General features: G+C 68.7%; 10 protein-coding genes and 1 tRNA gene. 6 read left to right on the top strand and 5 right to left on the bottom strand.

From position 1 onward, the window contains the following. Positions 1-21: 21 nt before the first annotated feature. The 3 genes from CYAGR_RS16510 to psaA all read right to left on the bottom strand — a co-directional run bounded on the left by CYAGR_RS16510 (position 22) and on the right by psaA (position 10,371). Complete coding sequence (locus CYAGR_RS16510) at positions 22-5,451, bottom strand: choice-of-anchor I domain-containing protein (RefSeq protein ID WP_015109438.1); 5,430 nt, start codon at positions 5,449-5,451, stop codon at positions 22-24. Positions 5,452-5,818: 367 nt separating this feature from the next. Continuing rightward, positions 5,819-8,047, bottom strand: a complete 2,229-nt coding sequence (gene psaB, locus CYAGR_RS08735; protein ID WP_015109439.1) for a photosystem I core protein PsaB — start codon at positions 8,045-8,047, stop codon at positions 5,819-5,821. 20 nt (positions 8,048-8,067) lie between these two features. Next, on the bottom strand, positions 8,068-10,371 hold the full coding sequence (gene psaA, locus CYAGR_RS08740) for a photosystem I core protein PsaA (RefSeq protein ID WP_015109440.1): 2,304 nt from the start codon (positions 10,369-10,371) through the stop codon (positions 8,068-8,070). A gap of 600 nt (positions 10,372-10,971) precedes the next feature. Between psaA and CYAGR_RS08745 the strand changes: the two genes are divergently transcribed. Further along, positions 10,972-12,084, top strand: a complete 1,113-nt coding sequence (locus tag CYAGR_RS08745; RefSeq protein WP_156818425.1) for a hypothetical protein — start codon at positions 10,972-10,974, stop codon at positions 12,082-12,084. A gap of 53 nt (positions 12,085-12,137) precedes the next feature. Beyond that, positions 12,138-13,931, top strand: a complete 1,794-nt coding sequence (gene cobJ, locus CYAGR_RS08750; protein ID WP_083891369.1) for a precorrin-3B C(17)-methyltransferase — start codon at positions 12,138-12,140, stop codon at positions 13,929-13,931. A gap of 18 nt (positions 13,932-13,949) precedes the next feature. Here cobJ and CYAGR_RS08755 read toward each other — a convergent pair. Then, positions 13,950-14,023, bottom strand: a tRNA-Pro gene (locus CYAGR_RS08755). Between the two features lie 85 nt (positions 14,024-14,108). Here CYAGR_RS08755 and lipA point away from each other — a divergent pair. Then, positions 14,109-15,011 (top strand): lipoyl synthase, encoded by a 903-nt coding sequence (lipA, locus tag CYAGR_RS08760; protein WP_015109443.1) that lies wholly within the window; start codon positions 14,109-14,111, stop codon positions 15,009-15,011. Positions 15,012-15,064: 53 nt separating this feature from the next. Beyond that, positions 15,065-15,322 (top strand): hypothetical protein, encoded by a 258-nt coding sequence (locus tag CYAGR_RS08765; RefSeq protein WP_015109444.1) that lies wholly within the window; start codon positions 15,065-15,067, stop codon positions 15,320-15,322. A gap of 27 nt (positions 15,323-15,349) precedes the next feature. Here the strand turns inward: CYAGR_RS08765 and gltB are convergent, their stop codons facing one another. Beyond that, entirely contained in the window at positions 15,350-19,954 is a 4,605-nt protein-coding gene (gltB, locus tag CYAGR_RS08770) for a glutamate synthase large subunit (RefSeq protein WP_015109445.1), read from the bottom strand. 210 nt (positions 19,955-20,164) lie between these two features. On the opposite strand from gltB, the gene CYAGR_RS08775 reads away from it, so the two are divergent. Both CYAGR_RS08775 and CYAGR_RS08780 read left to right on the top strand, forming a co-directional pair. Next, complete coding sequence (locus CYAGR_RS08775) at positions 20,165-22,030, top strand: phosphodiester glycosidase family protein (RefSeq protein ID WP_015109446.1); 1,866 nt, start codon at positions 20,165-20,167, stop codon at positions 22,028-22,030. Between the two features lie 21 nt (positions 22,031-22,051). Continuing rightward, positions 22,052-22,405, top strand: coding sequence for a hypothetical protein (locus CYAGR_RS08780; RefSeq protein WP_015109447.1), 354 nt, complete (start codon positions 22,052-22,054; stop codon positions 22,403-22,405). Positions 22,406-22,429 lie beyond the last annotated feature (24 nt).

The raw sequence follows: 22,429 nt of genomic DNA on the forward strand, positions 1-22,429 counted from the left end.
ATGCCCCTGAGGTGAAATGCTCTAAACCAGAGCGAAGTTGGCTTGGTTGTTGAGCGCGGAGGCGCTGATGTTCGTGAAGTGACCCACGGCCACCCCGGACACACGCAGCAGCGTGTCGGCGCCCACCTGGGAGAAGCCCAGGTCGGCGAAGGCCACCCCGCGCAGACCCACCAGGTCCTGGCCGACGGTGAAGTCCATGACGAACTGCTTGGCCGCGGGGCGGTCCCCCGGCTCGCTCACCAGCCAGAACTGGTCGGCACCGGCACCACCATTGAGGTGGTTGGTACCGGCCCCACCAAGGATGGTGAAGATGTCGTTGCCAGCGCCGCCGAGGGCCCGGTTGCCCGTGCTGCCGATGATGAATGCATCGTCGCCGGCCATGCCGCTGAGGCGGTTCTGCCCGCCGTCGATCGCCCAGATCTGGTCGCTGCCGCTGCCACCGGTGATCACATCACGGCTGCCGGCATACACCACGTCGGCACCGGATCCGGTGAAGATCGTGTTGTCGAAGCCGCCCGTGATCGCCACATCGACTTCGTCGTTGCCCGCACCGGTGAAGACGGTGTCGAGGCGGCCGTCGAAGCCGGGGACCGTCGACTGGCCCGGCAGGGTGGTGTCGTCCCCAGCGGTGCCGAGGCGGACTGGGTCGATGACCGCGTCGCTGCGAACCGCCAGGTTCTGCAGGCGGGTGTCGAGGGCCGCCGGGGTATCGGCTGAGGTGAACGGGTTGGCCGGAGAGTGGTTGGCCGCCAGATACTCGGCCAGGGTGTCCTGCTCGGAACCATTGGCCGCAAAGGTGGCCGTGCCGGTGGGGGGGGCGCCGGTCTCGGTGATGTTCACCCGGTTGGGGTTGGTCAGGCTGGAGAAGGGGTAACCGTCGCCGCCGCTGGCCAGGAAGTCCAGGGTCACCATGCGGATGGAGCGGCTGGGATCCCCCACCAGGGCACCACCACGGACAATGATGTCGAGATCGTTGCCGGCGTCGTCCTGGATCGCCAGGTTCACCACCCGGGAGCCGGCCGGACGGCTGAGGTCGTAGCTGAAGGCCATGCCGCCCACCTGGGGGAAGCGGCCCTGGTTGATGCCGGCAGCGATGCCGTACTCGATCAGCGCCTTCAGCTCAGCGGGTGTGACGCTGACCAGGGACAGGCCGTTGTTGAAGCTGAGGGCATTGGCGATGTCGTTGCGGGAGATGCCGCCCTCCGGCTTGACGACATTGCCCTGGGCATCGAACACCGCTGCGGTGGGCAGCAGTTCCGGGACACCGCTCACCGAGCCCGTGGGAATGATCGACTGGCCGATCGAGTTGCGGATGCCGCCGCCGTTCTTGAGCGACACCACCACGGTGGGATCGATCTGGCGGGCATAGGCCAGGTTGGCGTCGGCCGTGAGGTTGCCGAGGTTGGTCTCCTCGCTGCGCACACCGGGGTTGCGGTTACCGTTGAGGAACACCTCGCTGATGCCGAACCATTCCGATTCCTGGGCGACGATCACCTCGCGCAGGTTGTCGACCACCTCCTGCACACGGGCGTCGATGAAGGCTTCGGCATTGAGGGCGGCCACACCCGCGGCATCGGTGCGGAACGCTCCGCTGATGGTGGGGTCGTAGCTGGCGGGAATGATCACCCCCTGGCTGTCGAAATCGAGCACCAGACGGCCCAGATACTTGTAATTGCCGTCGGTGTTCACCACCGCCACCGGCTTGCCATCGGCGCCGGTCTTGACGATCGGGTAGGGGCCCTGGACGCTGTCGCCGGGGCGGGTCAGATCGTTGCTGTCGAACAGGCGGGTGTTGGAGCCGCCGGCCACGATGATGTCCACGTGCCGCAGGCGCTCGGCCAGGGCCTGCTCGATGCTGATCTGCTGCATGTGGGCCAGCAGGATCACCTTGTTCAGGCCAGGGTTGGCGGCCAACAGGGCATCCACATCGGCCTGGATCTCCGCAGCCAGGGCATCGAGCTCAGCGGCCGTGGGAGTGCCACCGAAGGGGACGGGGGCCACGCCCACACTGCCCGGACTGGAGATGGTGCGCAGGGTTGGGGTGGTGGCCCCGACCACACCCACCGTCTGGCCGTTCACATCGAAAACGACACTGGCGGTGATGCTGTTGGGCTGGGGCGCCTGGCCGGCGGGCACCACCAGGCCCGCCAGGTTGGCGTCGGTGGCGAAGTTGAGGTTGCCGCTCAGGTAGGGGAAGGCGGTGCCGGGGTAGCCGGAGGCGGCATTGGCCCGGATGAGATCCCGCACCACCGTGGTGCCCTGGTCGAACTCGTGGTTGCCGAAGGCGATCGCCTGCACGCCCAGGGCGTTCTGGATCAGCACATCACCGCGACCCACGGCGCCGTAGGCCTGGGCGGAGGCCCCGTAGAAGAGGCCCGGAATCCAGGCGTCGCCGCTGGAGAGGGTGAGCGTGTTGACGAAACCGGGGATGCCATCGAGATCGATGTCCTGGGCCCGCAGGGCGTTGAGCACCGCGGACAGGCGGGGGGCGTCATCGAGGGCCGCAATGCCGCCCTCCTGATCGGCCAGGTGGAACAGCTGCAGCTTGAAGGCACTGCCGGCCGCCAGGGGTGCCGCCGTGGTGATGCTCACCTTGTCGTTGCCTTCGCTGCTGGCGATCACCCCCGCCGGCTCGCCGGCCTCGCTGCGCAGGAAGGTGAGGCCCTCAATGCGCTCGGCACCGGGGAACACCACCGGATCCACCGCCACCACGTTGTAGGGATCGCTCACATCGAACACGGCCGCCACGCTGGTGGTGGTGCGCTCCAGGGCCACGAAGGCGTAGGTGCGGCCAGCCACGGTGGCGATCTCCACCATCTCGGGTTCGGTGCCCTTGTCGTCGTCGCGGTTGGAGGCCATCAGGCCGAGGCTGTCGGCCAGGTCCTCCAGGGCCGCGCTGGAATCGAACACCAGGTTGCCCTTGTCGTCGAAGATGCGCAGGGAGCGGGAGCCGATGCTGAAGGGCTTGTCGATCAGACCGTCGCCATTGATGTCGCCGTAGTCGTTGAGCAGGTTGAGTCGGGTGCGGCTGATGCCGGTGACGGCGGCGAAGGCGTCATTCAGCGCATCCACACCGGGATGGTCCCGAAAAGGGGTGCCACTCACCAGGGCACCATCGCTGGCCCGCGTCAGATCGAAGAACGTGGTGCCCTGGTCCGGCGGGTATTCACGGGAGTCCCCTTCACCCACCGCCAGGAGGAAGCTGCGGCCCTGGGCATCGGTGAAGGCGGCGATGCCATCGGGCATGGTCAGGCCGTAGAGCGGCAGGCCGGAGATCGGCCGGTACAGATTGCTGTTCGAGGGGCCGTCCCGGTCGGAGCTGTCGAAGCCGGCACCGTCGAAGCTGACCACGGTGAAGGCATTGCCGCTGGCGCCTTCGGTGCCGAAGTCGTTGTCATAGTTGATCACCACCGCACCGTCATCACGGATGGTGAGACCTTCCGGCTTGTCGTAGGCCAGGCTGCCGCCGATCGACGGCAGGTTGAACAGCTCGATCTTGTGGGCCAGGCGGATGCCGGCCGCCGCCAGGGCATCGGCACTGGAGGTGCTGAAGATCGTCGGGGTGGCGGGGTTGCTGTCGTGGTCGACGAGGCTGCGGCGGTTGTCGAGCAGCTCGGGGCTGGCCACGCCGATCGCGGCCAGCCAGCCGGCCGTGGCCTGGTCGACGGCGGAGGTGAGCGGCAGGGTGTCGGTGGCGCCGCGCAGATCCACCTCAAACACATGCTTGAAGCCGGTGAGGCTGCGGCTGCTGTCGCGCTCCATCACCAGGAACACGCCGCGGGCCGCATCGAAGCTGACGTCGCCGATCTTGTCCTGGCCGGCGCGGCCGCTGAGCAGGTAGAGGTGCTCCTTCACAGGGGCACCGGTGGCCGGATCGACGGCGAGGATGCGGGTGAGTTCGGAGCGGCTGCGGCCTTCGGTGATGCCGTCCCCGTTGGCATCCACATCCAGGGGGCTCTGCATGAAGGCATAGAGCAGGCCGTCGTTGGGGTTGAAGGTCATGCCCTCGATGCCCCGGTTGCTCCAGCGGTTTCCGTAGATGGCCGGCAGGCTGTCGATCGTTTCAGCGCCGATCGGGGTGGCGCCGCCCACGTTGTGCTGGGCCGCAAGCTGGGCCTTCTGGCCGGCGGGAATGTAGCGCTGGATCAGGTTGCCGCTGAGCGCATCAAAGATCGAGATCTGGCCGCGGTACTCATCGCCGACGGCGAACACCTGGCGGGTGTTGCCGCCGATGGTGAGGCTGAAGCGCGAGACGGTTTCCGAGTCGATGCCGAACGGGTCGTAGGCCAGCGCGGCATTGGTGGCATCGATCGGCACGTCATCCTTGATCGCCAGCTGGGGCAGGCCGGTGAGGGGGGTGCCATCGGGACGGTTGAGGCCGATGCGGCCCAGCTCGGTGACGGCGCCCGTGGCGCGATTCATGCCCAGCTTGTAGATCGTGGGCTGGAAGTCCGGGTCGAGAAACTGACGCTGACCCGCGATCAGATCGCCGTTGGGGCCACGATCAGTGATGGAGTAGTAAACATCCAGCTCCGTGCCGTTCACCGTCTCCTTACCGGCGAAGAACAGACCGGACAGACCGCCGGCCAGCACACCAGCGGGCTGGTTGGCGGCGCCGGCGGCATACTCCAGCTCGTAGGTGAAATTCTCGGCGCTGGCAACGCCGCGGGACCAATCCTTGATGCCAGCGGAGAAGATGGTGCTGATCACCGGAGCGGCACCGGTCAGGTCGACCACGGCGATGGCGTTGTTCTCCTGCAGAGTGATCCAGGCGGTGTTGCCATCGGCACTGAAGGCGATGGCCTCGGGTTCGATGTCCTGGGCCACGGTGGTTGTGACGCCCAATCGGGTGCCGATGCGGACTCCGCGGTTGATCAGTTCGGCACGGCGGTTCTCCCAGGCCTCAAAGCCCACACTCTGCACATCGGCTGCGGCGGGAGCCACGGGCACGGCCGCGAGAAAACCGCTGGTATTGATCAAAGAGATGGAACCGACCGGATCGATGGTGTAAGCAGCGTTCGGCTCTCCTTCGTTGGTGACCAACAGCTTGCGGCCGTCGCTGCTGAACTTGACCATGTCGGGCAGGGCACCCACGGTCACGGTGCTGATGTGAACAGGCAGAGCCGGATTGCTCAGGTCGTAGAACTGCACGAAGCCGGGGTCGGTCTTGACCGCGTTCTGCACCGCAATGGCAAGCAGATTGCCGAACACGGCAGCGCTCTGAAGCGTCTCACCATTGCCAGTGGATGTGGCCCTTGCAACAGCCAAGGGGTTGGCAGGATTTCGAAGGTCGGAAACAACAATGGCCCCGGATCCACCGCCTACGGTATAGAGATAACCCGTGGTTGGATTGTACGCAGAGATTTCAGCATTGGCCCCGAGATCTGCCACCGAGATCACGCCATTTGACGCCTGGATGAAAGGATCCAGCGCGGAAAAGGTGAGAGCCATTTAAATAAGCTGCATTCACCTTAAATCTGACAGCTATGCCCTCGTGCCAGGTTAAGCCTGGGCAAATAGGTGTTGAAGAGGTGGGAGGGTTATCCACGGCTCCGTCACCTGTCGAGGTGTTCCGGACAACATGGGGGCGGGTGGACATGAATCGGATCACCCAGGCGAGCGACGGCGGGAGTGACCAGGAGGGGATCCACCGATCCAGGTGGGCAGAAACATCCTCGTTGCCCCGCCTATTGATGCCGACACGCACAGGCAGCACTCAGGACTCCATGGCCATAAAAAACCCCCGGTGATGACCGGGGGTTCGGGGGTCCCTCGAAGATTCGAGAAGGGGCGTTGACGGTGTTCGGGAGCCGGAGGCTCAGCCGAACTTGCCTGACGTGGACGCGATCAGGAAGGCCGCATACGTGAGGATGTAGCCGATCGTGAAGTGGGCGAGACCCACCACGCGGGCCTGAACGATCGAGAGAGCGACGGGCTTGTCGCGCCAGCCCACCAGGTTGGCGAGGGGCGTGCGCTGGTGTGCCCAGACGATGGTTTCGATCAGCTCCTGCCAGTAACCCCGCCAGGAGATCAGGAACATGAAGCCGGTGGCCCACACCAGGTGACCGAAGAGGAACATCCAGGCCCAGACGGCCAGGTTGTTGGAACCCATCGGGTTGTACCCGTTGATCAGCTGGGAGCTGTTGAGCCACAGGTAGTCGCGGAACCAGCCCATGAGATAGGTGCTGGATTCGTTGAACTGGGCCACGTTGCCCTGCCAGATGGCGAGGTGCTTCCAGTGCCAGTAGAAGGTGACCCAACCCACGGTGTTCAGGGCCCAGAAGACGGCCAGATAGAAGGCGTCCCAGGCCGAGATGTCGCAGGTGCCGCCACGGCCGGGGCCGTCGCAGGGGAAGGAGTAGCCGAAGTCCTTCTTGTCGGGCATCAGCTTGGAACCCCGGGCATCCAGGGCACCCTTCACCAGGATCAGGGTCGTGGTGTGCAGACCCAGGGCGATGGCGTGGTGGACCAGGAAGTCACCAGGGCCGATCTGCAGGAACAGGGAGTTGTTGCCTGCATTGATGGCATCGAGCCAGCCGGGCAGCCAGACGGCGCCGTTGTTGGGCCACGCCGTGGTGGCGATGCTGTCGGCGTTCGCGAGCAGGACATCCATGCCATAGAGGGCTTTGCCACTGGAGGCCTGGACGAACTGGGCGAACACGGGCTCAATCAGGATCTGCTTCTCGGGGGTACCGAAGGCGACCACCACGTCGTTGTGGACGTAGAGACCCAGGGTGTGGAAGCCGAGGAACAGAGAGACCCAGCTCAGGTGGCTGATCAGGGCTTCCTTGTGCTCAAGCATCCGGGCAAGAACATTGTCCTTGTTGGCTTCCGGGTCGTAGTCGCGGATGAAGAAGATCGCGCCGTGGGCGAAGGCACCGCACATCAGGAAGATGGCGATGTACTGGTGGTGCGTGTAGAGGGCCGCCTGAGTGGTGTAGTCCTTGGCGATGAACGCATAGGACGGCAGCGCGTACATGTGCTGCGCCACCAGGCTGGTCACGACTCCCAACGCAGCCAGGGCAAGGCCCAGCTGGAAGTGGAGGGAGTTGTTGACGGTGTCATACAGCCCCTTGTGACCAGCACCGAGGGCTCCACCGAACGGAGTGCCCTTCGGCGGGTTGTGGGCGTCGAGGATCTCGCGGATCGAGTGGCCGATACCGAAGTTGGTCCGGTACATGTGGCCGGCGATCACGAAGATGCAGCCGATGGCCAGGTGGTGGTGGGCGATGTCCGTGAGCCAGAGAGCTTCGGTCTGGGGGTGGAAACCACCCAGGAAGGTGAGGATCGCGGTGCCTGCTCCCTCAGAGGTACCGAACACCTGATTGGCGGTGTCGGGGTTCTGGGCATAGACCCCCCAGTTGCCGGTGAAGAACGGAGCCAGACCGGCGGGGTGGGGCGAGACCGAGAGGAAGTTGTCCCACCCGACGTGCTGTCCCCTGGATTCGGGGATAGCGACGTGGACCAGGTGACCGGTCCAGGCGATGGAACTGAAGCCGAACAGCACAGCCAGGTGATGGTTGAGCCGCGATTCAGCGTTCTTGAACCAGGCCAGGGAAGGCAGGAACTTGGGCTGGAGATGGAGCCAGCCGGCGAACAGGGCCCATGCCGAGAGGATCAGCATGAAGATGGAACCCTGGTAGAGCTCCATGTTGGTCGTCATGCCGATCGTGTACCACCAGTGGTACAGACCGGAATAGGCGATGTTCACAGGAGAGGAGGCGCCCGCCTGGGTGAAGGCGTCGATGGCGCCCTGGCCGAAGTGGGGATCCCAGATCGCGTGAGCGATGGGACGGACGTGCAGCGGATCGGCGACCCACTGCTCGAAGTTGCCCTGCCAGGCGATATGGAACAGGTTGCCCGAAACCCAGAGGCCGATGATCGCCAGGTGACCGAAGTGGGTGGAGAACAGCTTTTGGTAAAGCCGCTCCTCCGTCATTCCGTCATGGCTCTCGAAGTCGTGAGCCGTGGCGATGCCGTACCAGATACGGCGGGTTGTCGGGTCCTGTGCCAGACCCTGGCTGAACGAAGGAAATTTCGTTGCCATTGGGAAAGGTCAGGTGGAGGTCAGCCGACCGCGATGAGTCGGGACAGGAAGAAGGCCCAGGTGGTCGCGATACCGCCCAGCAGGTAATGGGCGACACCGACGGCACGGCCTTGGGTGATGGAGAGCGCCCGCGGTTGGATGGCGGGAGCCACCTTCAGCTTGTTGTGAGCCCAGACGATGGACTCGATCAGTTCCTGCCAGTAGCCGCGGCCGCTGAAGAGGAACATGAGGCTGAAGGCCCAGACGAAGTGGGCACCCAGGAACATCAGACCGTAGGCGCTGGAGGACGAGCCGTAGCTGTTCAGCACCTGGGCAGCCTGAGCCCAGAGGAAGTCCCGGAGCCAGCCATTGATGGTGATGGCGCCCTGGGCGAAGTTGCCGTTGGTGATGTGCTGGACGCTGCCGTCGGCATTGACGGTGCCCCACACGTCGCTCTGCATCTTCCAGCTGAAGTGGAAAATGACGATCGACAGGGAGTTGTACATCCAGAACAGGCCGAGGAACACGTGGTCCCAGGCAGACACCTGACAGGTACCGCCACGGCCGGGGCCGTCGCAGGGGAAGCGGAAGCCCAGGTTCGCCTTGTCGGGGACGAGGCGGGAGCTGCGCGCATAGAGCACACCCTTCAGCAGGATCAGCACGGTGACGTGGATCGTGAAGGCGTGGATGTGGTGGACCATGAAGTCGGCCGTTCCCAGGGGGATCGGCGCAGCGGCCACCTTGCCGCCGACGGCGACGACAGTGCCGTTGAACACTTCACTCACACCGGCCAGCGCATTGGGAGCGGTGGTGCCGGCGGCAGCGGCGTGCAGGCCCTGGATCCATTGCGCGAAGACGGGCTTCAGCTGGATCGCCGTGTCGCTGAACATGTCCTGGGGACGTCCCAGGGCACTCATGGTGTCGTTGTGGATGTAGAGGCCGAAGCTGTGGAAGCCCAGGAAAATGCACACCCAGTTGAGGTGGCTGATCAGGGCATCACGGGCTTTCAGCACCCGATCCAGAACGTTGTCGATGTTCTTGGCCGGGTCGTAGTCGCGGATGAGTGCGATGGCCGAGTGGGCACCGGCTCCGACGATCAGGAAGCCGCCGATCCACATGTGGTGGGTGAACAGCGACAGCTGGGTCGGGTAGTCGATACCGATGTAGGGATACGGAGGCATCGCATACATGTGGTGCGCCACGATGATCGTGAGCGAACCGAACAGCGCCAGGTTGAGACCCAGCTGGGCGTGCCAGGAAGTGGTCAGGAATTCGTAAAGCCCATCGTGACCTTTGGGCGCGGGGAACAGCAGGGGATCGCCCTTCTGGCCCTCGAGAATTTCCTTGATGCTGTGGCCGATGCCCCAGTTGGTGCGGTACATGTGGCCAGCCACGATGAACAACACCGCGATCGCCAGGTGGTGATGGGCGATGTCGGTCATCCAGAGGCTGCCGGTCACAGGATTCAGACCACCCTTGAAGGTGAGGAAATCGCTGTAGGCGGCCCAGTTGCCGGTGAAGAAGGCGGAGATCCCCGCACCGAAGCCGGGGAACAACTGGGTCAGCAGATCCTGGTTGAGAAACTCGTGGGGGAGCGGGATGTCGGCCACCGAAGCGATGGTCTTGCCGTTCAACACCAGCGGGCTGCCGGCGTCGATGGCGTCCATCAACTGGGTGGTGGGCAGCGACACGTGCAGCAGGTGACCTGTCCAGGACAGGGACCCGAGCCCGAGCAGGCCGGCCAGGTGGTGGTTGAGCATGGACTCAACGTTCTGGAACCACTCCAGCTTCGGCGCTGCCTTGTGGTAATGGAAGACACCGGCGTTGAGCATGAGGCCGGCCATCACCAGGGCACCGATGGCGGTGCAGAGGAGCTGGAACTCGTTGGTGAAACCCCAGGCTCTCCACACGTGGAAGAGGCCGGAGGTGATCTGAATGCCGTGGAAGCCGGCACCCACATCGCCATTGAGAATTTCCTGGCCGAAGATCGGCCAGACCACCTGGGCACTGGGTTTGACGTGCAAGGGGTCGGCCAGCCAGCCGGTGTAGTTGGAGAAGCGGGCTCCGTGATAGAAGGCGCCGCTCAGCCAGATGAAGATGACGGCCAGATGGCCGAAGTGAGCGCTGAAGATCTTCCGGGAGACCTCTTCAAGATCGCTCGTGTGGCTGTCGAAATCGTGAGCGTTGGCGTGGAGGTTCCAAATCCAGGTGGTGGTTTTGGGACCTTTGGCGAGGGTGCGATCGAAGTGCCCGGGCTTGCCGAGAACATCGAAGTCGACGGGAACGGGGTTCCGGTCAACCATGTCCTTCGCCTTGTTCCCACGCTCTGGTGGGCTGATGGTCATCGAGACGTTCCTCGAGGGACGGGGTCGAGGTGGAGGTCCACCCCTTCGACGGGCACTGGGGAGAGGTCAAGGGACCGTCCCAGGCCCATCGGTGGGCCCCATGGCCGGGAAGCCCCGACCATGGGCACCAGTCGCGAGGTGGGGGAAATCCCTTGCCACGACTGGGGCTTTGGGCCCCGAAAGGGGACCGCTGGCGGAAGTATAGGGGTCGAAAACAAGGCGATTCGGTCGCCAGTTACAAAGGTTTAATCCCAGCGGTTCCAAGGCTGCGACAGCGGTCTGGCGACATGTTGTCAACAATGTAACAATCGAGAAAACGACGGGGTTTCTATAACTCCTTGCTGCATTTTGCAGCGATTTCAACAGTCGATCAGCCCTCCACGGGCCCCGACGCAGAATGGCGCCACGAACGACGGAGCGCGCGTGGGCGACAGGGAAGTGGGGCGTGGCGCCGCGGAACGGGCGGTCCGTAGGTACTTCTGCCGAGCGGGCCTGATCGCGGCCGCCCTACTGCTGGTGCTCACCCTGGCGCCGACTGCCGCTCTCGCCTTCTCCCTTCCGGGTCGACGGTCACCCGCCGCGGCCCCAGCCACCCCTGCCATGGGACGCTCCAGCCAGCAGGAGGTGGCCCCGCCCCTGGCGGTGCAGCAGCTGCAGGAGGCCCTGGAGGCACGACGCCCCCGGGTGGAGATCGTCTCCCCCGCCGACGGTGCCCTGCTGCCGGCGGGTCCCTGGACCCTGCAGCTGCGGGTGGAGGACTGGCCCCTGGTGGATGCCGGCCCCCTCGGTCTCGGCCCCCACCTGGTGGTGCAGCTGGATGGGGATCCCCCCCTGCCGCTGACCGCCACCTCCACCACGATGCGGCCGCTGGAACCCGGCAGCCATCGCTTGACCGTCTATGCCGCCAGACCCTGGGGTGAGGCGGTGAAGAGCCCCGGGGCCCAGCGCCAGATCCGGCTGCACAGGGTTGCGGCCAATCCCCTCGGCCAGCCCGCCCCGGGCACCCCCCAGCTGATCGCCGTCAGTCCCCGGGGGACGGCGGCCACCACGCCGCTGCTGCTCGACTGGCTGCTGCTGGAGGCCCCCCTGCAGAACCTGCGCAGCGGCGATGGCAGCTGGCGGCTGCGGATCAGCATCAACGGCGACAGCTTCCTGGTGGATCGCCAGACGCCCCTCTGGCTGGAGGGCTGGCGCACCGGCAGCAATGCGGTCCTGTTCGACCTGCTCGACGGCCTGGGCGAGCCCCTCAATCCCCCCTTCAACAGCCTGGTGGGTGAGGTGATCCTGGAGCCCGGCGGCGAAGCGCCCCGTTGGCAGAAGGGACGGCTGACCCCCTCGGAGCTGGCGATCCTGCTGGGTGAGGCCCCGCCGCCGCCGGCTCCTGAGCCCGAGCAGGCGACGGAATCCGACGCGACCCCTGCCCCTGAGGCCACGACGATGGCGGAGCCGACGCCACCGCAGGAGACGGAGGAGCCGCAGTTGCTGGAGCCCCAGGTGATGGAGCCGGAGACCACCGGGCCGGAGGACGCTGCAGCTCCGGAGAGCGACCCGGATATCCCCGACCCGGCCGAGGGGCCGGCCCCGCAGGGGAGCCCGGTGGCGGCCGGCAGCGCAGCGGATGGCAGCACAGCGGATGGCAGCGCGGCCGCCGGCCCCCTGGACACCGCGGACAGCCAGGGGCCGGCCCCCCTCGACGGGGGGGTGACCCCTTGAGCGACCCGACGCGGCGACACATCGGCCTGGGCTTCAGTCCCACGGCCACCGCGATGCTGCAGCGGCTGCGCCAGGCCGGCCTGCTCCACGTGGTCCGGGAGGCGGAGGCGGAGGCGGAGGCCTCCGGGCCGTGGCTGGCGCGGCAGTGGGGGACGGCCGACGCGGTGGTGGCCGTGGGGGCCTGCGGACTGGTGACCCGGCTGATCGCCCCCCTGATCAGCGACAAACAGAGCGATCCCGCCGTGCTGGTGGTGGACCCCCGGGGTCGCTTCGTCGTGCCCCTGCTGGGGGGCCACGGCGCTGGCGGCGACCGGCTCGCCGAGGAGATCGCCGCCCTGGTCGGTGGCCAGGCCGTGCTCACCGGTGCCGGCGCCTCCCTGGGCCGACTGCCCCTGGATGCCTTCGGCCAGGCCTGGGGCTGGCGCCGCGGGGCCGGTGACTGGAGGGGGCTGATGGTGCAGGCGGCCGGCGGTCTCCCCCCCTTCCTGAGTCAGGAGGCGGGCACGACGCTGTGGCAGGGGCTGGAGGCCGCCGGCAGCGGCAAGGACAACAGCGACGGGGACGACAGCAACCAGGCCGACGGCGAGGCAGCCCTGGTGATCGGGCCCCGCAGCGGCGCGGGCTGCCGCTGGCATCCCCCCAGCCTCTGGCTGGGCATCGGCTGCGAGCGGGACACGAGTCTGCCGGTGCTGGAACGGCTGGTGGCGGAAGGCCTGGCGCAGCAGGGACTGGCCCGGGAGGCCGTGGCCGGCCTGGCCAGCATCGATCGCAAGGGGGATGAACCCGCCCTGCTGGCCCTGGCGGAGCAGCACGGCTGGCCCCTGCGCCTCTACGACGCCTCCACCCTGGCGGCGGTCGCCGTGCCCCACCCCTCGGAGGCCGTGGCCCGGGAGATGGGCACGCCCAGCGTGGCCGAAGCCGCCGCCCTGCAGGCCGCGTCGGAGGCGGCTTCGGAGGCGGGCCAGCCTCTGACCCACCTGGCGGGAACGGCGCCCCGGTTGCTGGTGGAGAAGCGGATCGGCCGTGCCGCCAGCGGGGAGCGGGGTGCCGCCACCCTGGCGGTGGCCCTAGCCGCCCGCCAGTGGGCCCCGCAGCGCGGCAGCCTGCATCTGGTGGGCAGCGGTCCGGGGCCGATCGATCTGCTCAGCGGCGATGCCCGTCGGGCCCTGGCCGCAACAACGGTGTGGGTGGGCTACGGGCTCTACCTCGACCTGCTGGAACCCCTGCGGCGCCCCGACCAGCTGCGCCGCGAGGGCCGGCTGACGGAGGAGCGGGCCCGTTGCGCCGAGGCCATCGACCTGGCCCGCCAGGGCCTCGACGTGGCCCTGATCTCCTCCGGGGACAGCGGCATCTACGGCATGGCGGGGCTGGCGCTGGAGCTCTGGCTGCAGCTGCCGGTCCTCGACCGGCCGGCCTTCACGGTGCACCCGGGCCTGTCGGCCCTGCAGCTGGCCGCCGCCCGGGCCGGTGCCCCGCTGATGCACGACTTCTGCACCATCAGCCTCAGCGACCGCCTCACCCCCTGGGAGGTGATCGAACGGCGGCTGAAGGGGGCCGCCAGCGGCGATTTCGTCGTGGCTCTCTACAACCCCCGCTCCCTCGGCAGGCCGTGGCAGCTGGGCCGGGCCATCGAACTGCTGGTCGAGGGCCGGCCGGCCAGCACGCCGGTGCTGCTGGCCCGCCAGCTGGGGCGCGCCGAAGAGGCGCTCAGCCTCCACACCCTGGGCAACCTGCCCGAGGACCAGGTGGACATGCTGACCCTGGTGCTGGTGGGCAACAGCTCCACCCGGGTCCAGGATGGCCGCATGGTCACCCCGCGGGGCTATCCGGGGGCAGCCCTGGCCTGAGGGCGAGAAGAAAAAGAATCGGGATGACAGGATTCGAACCTGCGGCCCCTTCGTCCCGAACGAAGTGCGCTACCAAGCTGCGCCACATCCCGATGGCCAGACTTTAGGGGATGGGCTGCAGCCGACCGGTGCCCCGGGCGTCCGGAGTGTCCTGCCTACAGTTCGCAGAGCCCAGCGATGCCCGTGACCGTCAGCGACCCCCGGCCCGCCCCCGCCAAGCCGCCCTGGCTGCGGGTCAAGGCACCGCAGCGGGAACGGATCGGGGCGGTGGCGGACCTGCTGGTCGACCTCAAGCTCAACACGGTCTGCCAGGAGGCCAGCTGCCCGAACATCGGCGAGTGCTTCGCCGGTGGCACCGCCACCTTCCTGATCATGGGGCCGGGCTGCACCCGGGCCTGCCCCTACTGCGACATCGACTTCGACCGCAGCGTGCGGGCCCTGGACCCCACCGAGCCCGAGCGCCTCGGGGAAGCCGTGCGGCGCCTGGGCCTCAGCCATGTGGTGATCACCTCGGTCAACCGGGACGACCTGCCCGACGGCGGCGCCAGCCAGTTCGTGGCCTGCATCGAGGCGGTGCGGCGCACATCCCCCCTCACCACGATCGAGATCCTGCTGCCCGATCTGTGCGGCGCCTGGGAAGCCCTGGCGGCGGTGATGGCGGCGGCGCCGGAGGTGCTCAACCACAACATCGAGACCGTGCCCCGGCTCTACCGGCAGGTGCGGCCCCAGGGGGTCTACGAACGTTCGCTGGAGCTGCTGCGCCGGGTCCGTGAGGGCTGGCCGCGCACCTACACGAAATCAGGGCTGATGGTGGGCCTGGGGGAAAGCGACGACGAGGTCCGCGCCGTGATGGCCGATCTGCGCGCCCACGCCGTCGACATCGTCACCATCGGCCAGTACCTCTCCCCCGGCCCGAAACATCTGCCGGTGCAGCGCTTCGTCTCCCCGGAGGTGTTCGAAAGCTTCCGCCGCCATGGGGAAGACGACCTGGGCTTCCTCCAGGTGGTGAGCAGTCCGCTCACCCGCAGCAGCTACCACGCCGGCGAGGTGCGGCGCCTGATGCGGGAGCACCCCCGCTGAGAACGACGGGATCCCGATGCAGGATTGGGAACCCGCCGCCCGGTGGTCCGGTCATGAGCAAATTTGCCGGCGGCCGCGGCCTGCTGCTGGCCCTGCTCGCGCCGGTGGAGCCGGCCCTGGCCGTGCCCCACCTCTACACGGATGTGGTGCTGGGGGTGGACGACCTCAGGGCCTGGGTAGACAACGCCAGCCTGCCCATGGCCCTGTCGATCAGCTGCAGCAGCCAGCTGGGTGCCGCTTCGATCGCCGTGGCCGGCATGAACAACGACGACACCTTCGCCGCCTTCCAGAAGGTCTACGACGACTTCTGAGCCTGGCCCGCTCAACCGCAGACCTGCTCAGGCCGCCACCGCTTCCCGCTCCGCCAGACCCACCGCGGCTTTCTCGCTGGGGGGGACCAGCACCCGGAAGCGGGCCTTCCAGGCGGGCCAGTCCGCCAGGATCGCCGCCGCCCTGGCGCTGCCGGTGGCCTGCAGGTGGGCCTCTAGCAGGGGCAGCAGCAGCGCCTCCTGTTCGGGGGTGGTGAGGGGCACCAGCGCCACCGACTCGGGGTTGAGGCGGGCCGCCAGACCTCCGGTCTCGTCGAGCAGGAAGGCCACACCGCCGGTCATGCCGGCAGCCACGTTGCGGCCAGTGCTGCCCAGCACCACCACCACGCCGCCGGTCATGTACTCGCAGCAGTGGTCACCGACGCCCTCCACCACGGTGCGGGCGCCGCTGTTGCGCACGGCGAAGCGCTCGCCGGCCCGGCCGAGGGCGAACAGCTCCCCGCCCGTGGCGCCGTAGAGGCAGGTGTTGCCGAGGATCACCTGGGCGCCGGGGTCACGGACGGCGGCCGGCGGCACCACGGTGATGCGGCCGCCGTTGAGGCCCTTGCCCACGTAGTCGTTGGCCTCGCCCACCAGGCGCAGGTCCATGCCCTGGAGCACGAAGGCGCCGAAGCTCTGGCCCGCGGCACCGTGGAAAGTGAGGGCGAGGCCCCCCTGGAAGCCGGTGTTGCCATGCAGGGCGGCGATCTCGCCGGACAGCCGGGCCCCCACACTGCGGTCGGTGTTGACGATCGTCAGCTGACGCACGACATGGCCGTGGGAGTCGATCGCCGCTCGCACCTCGGGGTCGGCGAGCAGGGCGTCCTCCAGCACGGGTCCGTTGCCGTGGGCCTCGTCGTCGTGCTTCAGCCAGCCGCGGTCGGCGGCGGCGGGGATCGGATCGAGCAGGCAGGAGAGATCGAGGGCGCTGGTCTTGGTGAGGCGGATGGCACGGGGCGCCAGCAGATCGGTGCGGCCGATCAGGTCCTCGAGCCGGGCCACCCCCAGCACGCTCAGCAGCTGGCGCACCTCCTCGGCCACGAAGACGAAGAAATTGACGACGTGCTCGGGCAGGCCGGTGAAGCGCTTGCGCAGGGCCTCCTTCTGGGTGGCGACCCCCACCGGGCAGTTGTTGGTGTGGCAGACGCGGGCCATGATGCAGCCCTCGGCGATCATGGCCACTGAGCCGAAGCCGAATTCCTCGGCCCCCAGCAGGGCAGCGATCAGCACGTCCCAGCCGCTCTTGAGGCCTCCGTCGGCTCGCAGCAGCACCCGGTCCCGCAGGCCGTTCTCCAGCAGGCTGCGGTGCACCTCGGTCAGCCCCAGCTCCCAGGGGCTGCCGGCGTGCTTGATCGAACTCAGCGGCGAGGCGCCGGTGCCGCCGTCGTGGCCGGAGATCTGGATCACATCGGCGTTGGCCTTGGCCACACCGGCGGCGATGGTGCCGATGCCGATCTCGGCCACCAGCTTCACGGAGACCCGGGCGGCGGGGTTCACCTGGTGCAGGTCGTGGATCAGCTGGGCCAGATCCTCGATCGAATAGATGTCATGGTGGGGCGGCGGTGAGATCAGCGGCACGCCCGCCTTGCTGTTGCGCAGCCAGGCGATGTAGGCGTCCACCTTGGGACCGGGCAGCTGGCCGCCCTCGCCGGGCTTGGCGCCCTGGGCCACCTTGATCTCCAGCTGGCGGCCGCTGCGCAGATAGGCCGGGGTGACGCCGAAGCGGCCCGAGGCGATCTGCTTGATGGCGGAGCAGGCGCTGTCGCCGTTGCGGAGCCCGCGCAGGGTGGGAAGCGTGGGGGAATGGCCCTCGCCGTCGACGTCGTCGAGGGGGTGGTACCGGGCCGGATCCTCACCGCCCTCGCCGCAGTTGCTCTTGCCGCCGATGCGGTTCATGGCCACCGCGAGCACTTCGTGGGCCTCCCGGGAGAGGGCCCCCAAGCTCATTCCGCCGGTGCAGAAGCGGCTGCAGATGCTCTCCACGCTTTCCACCTGCTCGATCGGCAGGGGCACCGGCGCCGGGCGCAGCTCGAGCAGGTCGCGCAGCGCCGTGACGGGGCGGTTCTCCAGCAGGGTGCGGTAGGTGGAGAAGTGGTCGTAGCCGGGGCCCGCCGCCACGGCGGCGTGCAGGGCCTTGGACATCTCCGGGTTGTTGAGGTGGAACTCCCCGCCGGTGCGGTACTGCACGAAGCCCATGAATTCCAGCTTGGTGCGGTTCAGCTCCGGGTAGGCCTTGGCGTGGAAGGCCAGGGTCTCGCTGGCCAGATCCTGGAGGCTGAGGCCGGCGACCCGGCTGGTGGTTCCGGTGAAGGCCCGATCGATCAGATCGGCACCGATGCCGATGGCTTCGAAGATCTGGGCGCCGTGGTAGCTGGCGAGCAGGGAGATGCCGATCTTGGAGAGGATCTTGCGCAACCCCTCCTCCAGGGCTTTGCGCACGTTGGACTGGGCCGTGTCGGCTTCGAGGCGGGGGAGCTTGCCCCGCTCGATCATCGACTGGGTGCGGGGATGGGCCAGCCAGTGGCGGGTGGTCTCCCAGGTGAGCCACGGGCAGACGGCGCTGGCGCCGTAGCCGATCAGACAGGCGAGGTGGTGGGTGCTCCAGCACTGGGCGGTGTCCACCACCAGGGAGCACTGCAGGCGCAGGCCGAGCCTCAGCAGATGGTGATGCACGGCCCCCACCCCCAGCAAGGGAGGAATGGCCGTGGTGCCGGGGCTGATGCCGCCATCAGCGCGGTCGGAGAGGACCAGGATCTGGGAGCCGCTGCGCACGGCCGCCTCCGCTTCGAAGCAGAGCCGATGCAGGGCCTGCTCCAGCCCATCGGGGCCGCTGGCCACCGGCAGGAGGGTGGAGAGGGTGGTGAGCCCGAGGCCGTGGGAACCGAGATCCTCCAGTTCGGCCTCATTGAGCACCGGGGTGGTGAGGTGCAGCACGGCAGCGCCGGAGGCATCGGGCCGCAGGGCCGAACCGCGCCGGCCCAGGTGCATCTCCAGGCTCATGACCAGCTTTTCGCGCAGCGGGTCGATCGGAGGGTTGGTGACCTGGGCGAAGCGCTGTTTGAAGTAGTCGTAGAGAAGGTGGGGCTTGGAGGAGAGCACCGCCAGGGGGATGTCGTCCCCCATGCAGTAGGTGGGCTCCTTGCCCTGGCCGGCCATGTCCTCGATCACCAGGTCAAGGTCCTCGGCGGTGAAGCCGAAGGCGGTCTGCTGCTGGAGCAGCTCCAGTTCGCCCAGGGTGCGCTCCTGCTCCCAGACGCCGGGGGACAGGCTGCGGCGGTGGTCGAGCAGCCAGCCGGCATAGGGGAGACGCGCCGCCGTCTCCTCCTTCACATCCCAGTTGCGCAGCAGCCGGTGCTGCTCCAGGTCGACGGCCAGCATCTGGCCGGGGCCGAGGCGCCCCTTCTCGATGATCCGGGATTCCTCCAGTTCGACCACGCCCGTTTCCGAGCCCATCACCACGTAGCCGTCGCTGGTGATGCAGTAGCGGGCCGGCCGCAGGCCGTTGCGGTCGAGGGTGGCCCCCACCATGCGGCCGTCGCTGAAGACCAGCAGGGCCGGACCGTCCCAGGGCTCCTGCAGGCAGGCGCTGTATTCGTAGAAGGCCTTGATGGAGGGCCGTTCGTCGAGTTCGGGCTGGTCGCGGAAGGCCTCCGGCACCAGGGTCAGCAGGCTGTCGGTGATCGGTCGGCCGCTGCGCACCATCAGCTCGAGGGTGGCGTCGAGGTTCGCCGAGTCGCTGAAGGCGGCGTTGACCAGGGGCCGCAGGTCCCGGGCGGCATCCCCCCAGACAGCCTCGAGGTGGGATTCAGCAGCTCTGGCCCAGTTGATGTTGCCCAGCAGGGTGTTGATCTCGCCGTTGTGGCCCAGCAGCCGCATCGGCTGGGCCAGGGGCCAGCGGGGCAGGGTGTTGGTGCTGAAGCGGCGGTGGTACACCGCGAAGGCGACGCTGAAGCGCTCGTCCCGGAGGTCGGCATAGAAGGCATCGAGCACCTCCGAGCGCACCATGCCCTTGTAGACGACGGTGCGGGCGCTGATCGACGCGAAGTAGAGATCGGTGGTGTCGGCCCCCCACACCTCCCGCACCCGGTCGACGGCGCGGCGCCGCAGGCGGAACAGCAGGGACTCGAGGGCGTCGACGTCGGCCATGACGCCGGGCACCGCATCGGGGGCGGCCAGCAGCCACTGCTCGATGGCCGGGGCGTTCTCCCGCGCCAGGGGACCGAGCACCTCAGGAACCACCGGGACCGCACGCCAGCCCAGGCTGAGGAGCCCGAGGCGCTCGGCCTCCTCATCGCAGATCCGCCGGGCCTGGTCGCGGCGGGCGGGATCCGCCGGCAGGAACAGCATCCCCAGCCCCCGCACGACCGCTGTGGAGGCGGCGGCCGCCGGCCAGACGGCCTCCAGGTAGCTCCAGGGGATCGCGGTCAGCAGTCCGGCCCCGTCGCCGGAGTCGCCGTCACCGCCGCAGCCGCCCCGGTGCTCCATGCAGCGGAGGCCCCGCAGGGCCTGCTGGAGCACCCAGTGGCTGGGAACCCCCTCGAGATGGGCCAGGAAACCCACCCCACAGGCATCCGTCTCGCCAGGGCCTGGGGTGGAGCTGTCGCGGTGGGGCCAGACGGGGACGGAGGAGGACATAGGCCAGGTTGGGGCTGCTGAGACGGAGCTGGAACGGGCTTGGAGGGATCAAGCCTAAGGACGCCGGCAGGAGGGGCCTGCCGAGGAGCTGCCGTGTCACCCGTGCAGCAGCCGTGTCCGCGACGACAGGGCGAGCCATCGATCCTAGGCAGCCGCCCCCACCCGGGAGCGGTGGGACTAACTTTTTGCCTCAGGATCAGGACGTCATCGATGGCCAGGACTCTCCCGATCACCCTGGCCCTGCTGGCCCTGATCGGAGCTCCCCCGGTCACCAGGGCAGCCCCGCCGCCGATCCCCCCGGCCCTGCCGGAGCTGCCGGCGCCGCGCGGCAGCCGGCCCGGACCCATGCGGGGGGCCCCCGCTGCGGAGGTCGGCGGCACCGGGCTGACGCTCAACGGCCGCAGCCAGCAGGCCGCCTGGCGCTGGAGCGGCGAGGACCCGCGCCGGCCGGTGGCCCTGTGGCTGCCGCTGGAGGTGCTCGAAGGCCAGCTGGGCTTCAGCAGCCGCGCCAGGCCCGATGGCGCCCTGGCGCTGGAATGGTTCGGCCGGGAGCTGGTGGTGCCCCCGGCGCAGCAGCGGTCCCTGGCGGATGAGGTGGCCGTCGACGTGGCGGGCCTCCTTCTGGACATGGGCGTGACGGTGGAGCGCCGCGGTGAGCGGCTGGAGCTGCGCCTGCCGGCGCCGCGGCTGCTCCAGGTGCGCAGCTCGGAGCAGGCCGGCGTCCGCCGGGTGGTGCTCGACCTCGACGGCCCCGCCCTGTTGCGCAGCAGCGAGGGCGGCCTGCAGCTGGCCCTGCTCAGCCGGCCCGACCAGCTGGCCCAGCTCACCGCGCGGGGACTGCGCAGCGGCGCCGACGGGACGGACCTGACCCTGGCGGTGCCGGGCGGCGGCGCCCCCCTGCGCACCTTCACCCTGGGGGGTCCGGCCCGGGTGGTGATCGATCTGCCCCAGGGCGCCGGCAGTGTCGGCACGGCGCCGGAGGCGCCGGCCCCGATCGATCCGCGGCTGCTGGCGATGCTGGGCTCCCAGCTGCGCTGGGACCAGCAGGTGCGCAGCGTCGGTGGCACCCGGGTCCTGGTCAACGCCGTCCGCATCGATCCGCGCAGCAGCCCCCTCGAACTGCGCACCCTCAGCCGCCCCGACGGCATGGCGGGGCTCAGCTCCCTGACGGCCCTGGCCCAGCGCCAGGACGCCCTGGTGGCGATCAACGGCGGCTTCTTCAACCGGGTGCGCCGGCTTCCCCTCGGCGCCCTGCGGGACCAGGGCCGCTGGCTGTCCGGGCCGATCCTCAACCGGGGCGTGGTGGGCTGGGAGCCGCGCAGCCTGCCGCGCTTCGGCCGCCTGCGCCTGGAGGAATGGATCAGCGACGACCGGGGGCAGCGCCTGCCGCTGCTGACCGTGAACAGCGGCCTGGCCCAGCGGGGCCTGAGCCGCTACACGGCCGAATGGGGCCGGCTCTACCAGGCCCTGACCGGCTCCGAGACGGGTCTGCTGCTGAGCGGCGGCCAGGTGCAGCGCCGGATCAGCAGCGCCGAACTGGCGGCGGGGCTGCCGCTGCGGCCGGAGGAGACCCTGGTGGTGGCCCGGGGCGGGGCCGACCTGCCCTGGGGCGAGGGGGACCGGCTGCGGATCGAGAGCCGGCCGACCGATCCGGTGGGCAACGCCTCCTCCGTGATGGGGGGAGGACCGCTGCTGCTCCAGAACGGCCGCATCGTGCTGAACGGCGCCGCCGAAGGCTTCGGTGCCGCCTTCCTCGGCCAGGGGGCCCCCCGCACCGTGGTGGGCAGCGACGGCACCCTGCTGTGGCTGGTGACCCTGGAAGGCGCCGGGGGGGTCGCCGGGCCCACGCTCTCCGAGACCGCCTGGCTGCTGCAGCAGATGGGGCTGGTGGACGCCCTCAACCTCGACGGGGGCAGTTCCACCGGCCTGGTGATGGGCGGCAGCCACCGGGTCAAGGGGCGCGGCGTGGCCGGCTCGGTCCACAACGGCCTTGGCCTGGTGCCCATCGGGGGCGGCGAGGCGGCCACCAGCCTGGGGCCGGCCGGCAGCCGCTGGCTGACTGATTCCAGGGACTGACGGAACCACTGGCAGACTGGCTTGATTCGTTTCGTCGCCGTGCCCAGGGGCCACAGCCTCCGTCTCACCGCCGCCGCCGCCGCGGAGCTCTGCCGGCAGGCGGCCGTGGCGGGCACCCCCGGGCTGATGCACCTGGAGCTGCTGGAGGGCGCCTGCGAGGCCTGGGCCATCCGCCTGCGCCCGGGCCACCTCTCCGGCACCCCCGTGGCCCGGGCCGACGGCATCACCCTCTATTCCCCCGGGAACCAGCTGCCCCTGCTCCAGGGCCTGCAGCTCGACTACCGGGGCGACCTCAGCGGCGGGGGTTTCCTGGTGCGCCCCGGTCCAGGGGTGCGCAGCTGCGCCTGCGGCGCGGCCTTCAGCCGCGAGACATGAGCGGGACGGCGACGAAGTAAGGTG

It is taken from the genome of Cyanobium gracile PCC 6307 (assembly GCF_000316515.1).
GTDB classification, from domain to species: Bacteria; Cyanobacteriota; Cyanobacteriia; order PCC-6307; family Cyanobiaceae; genus Cyanobium; species Cyanobium gracile.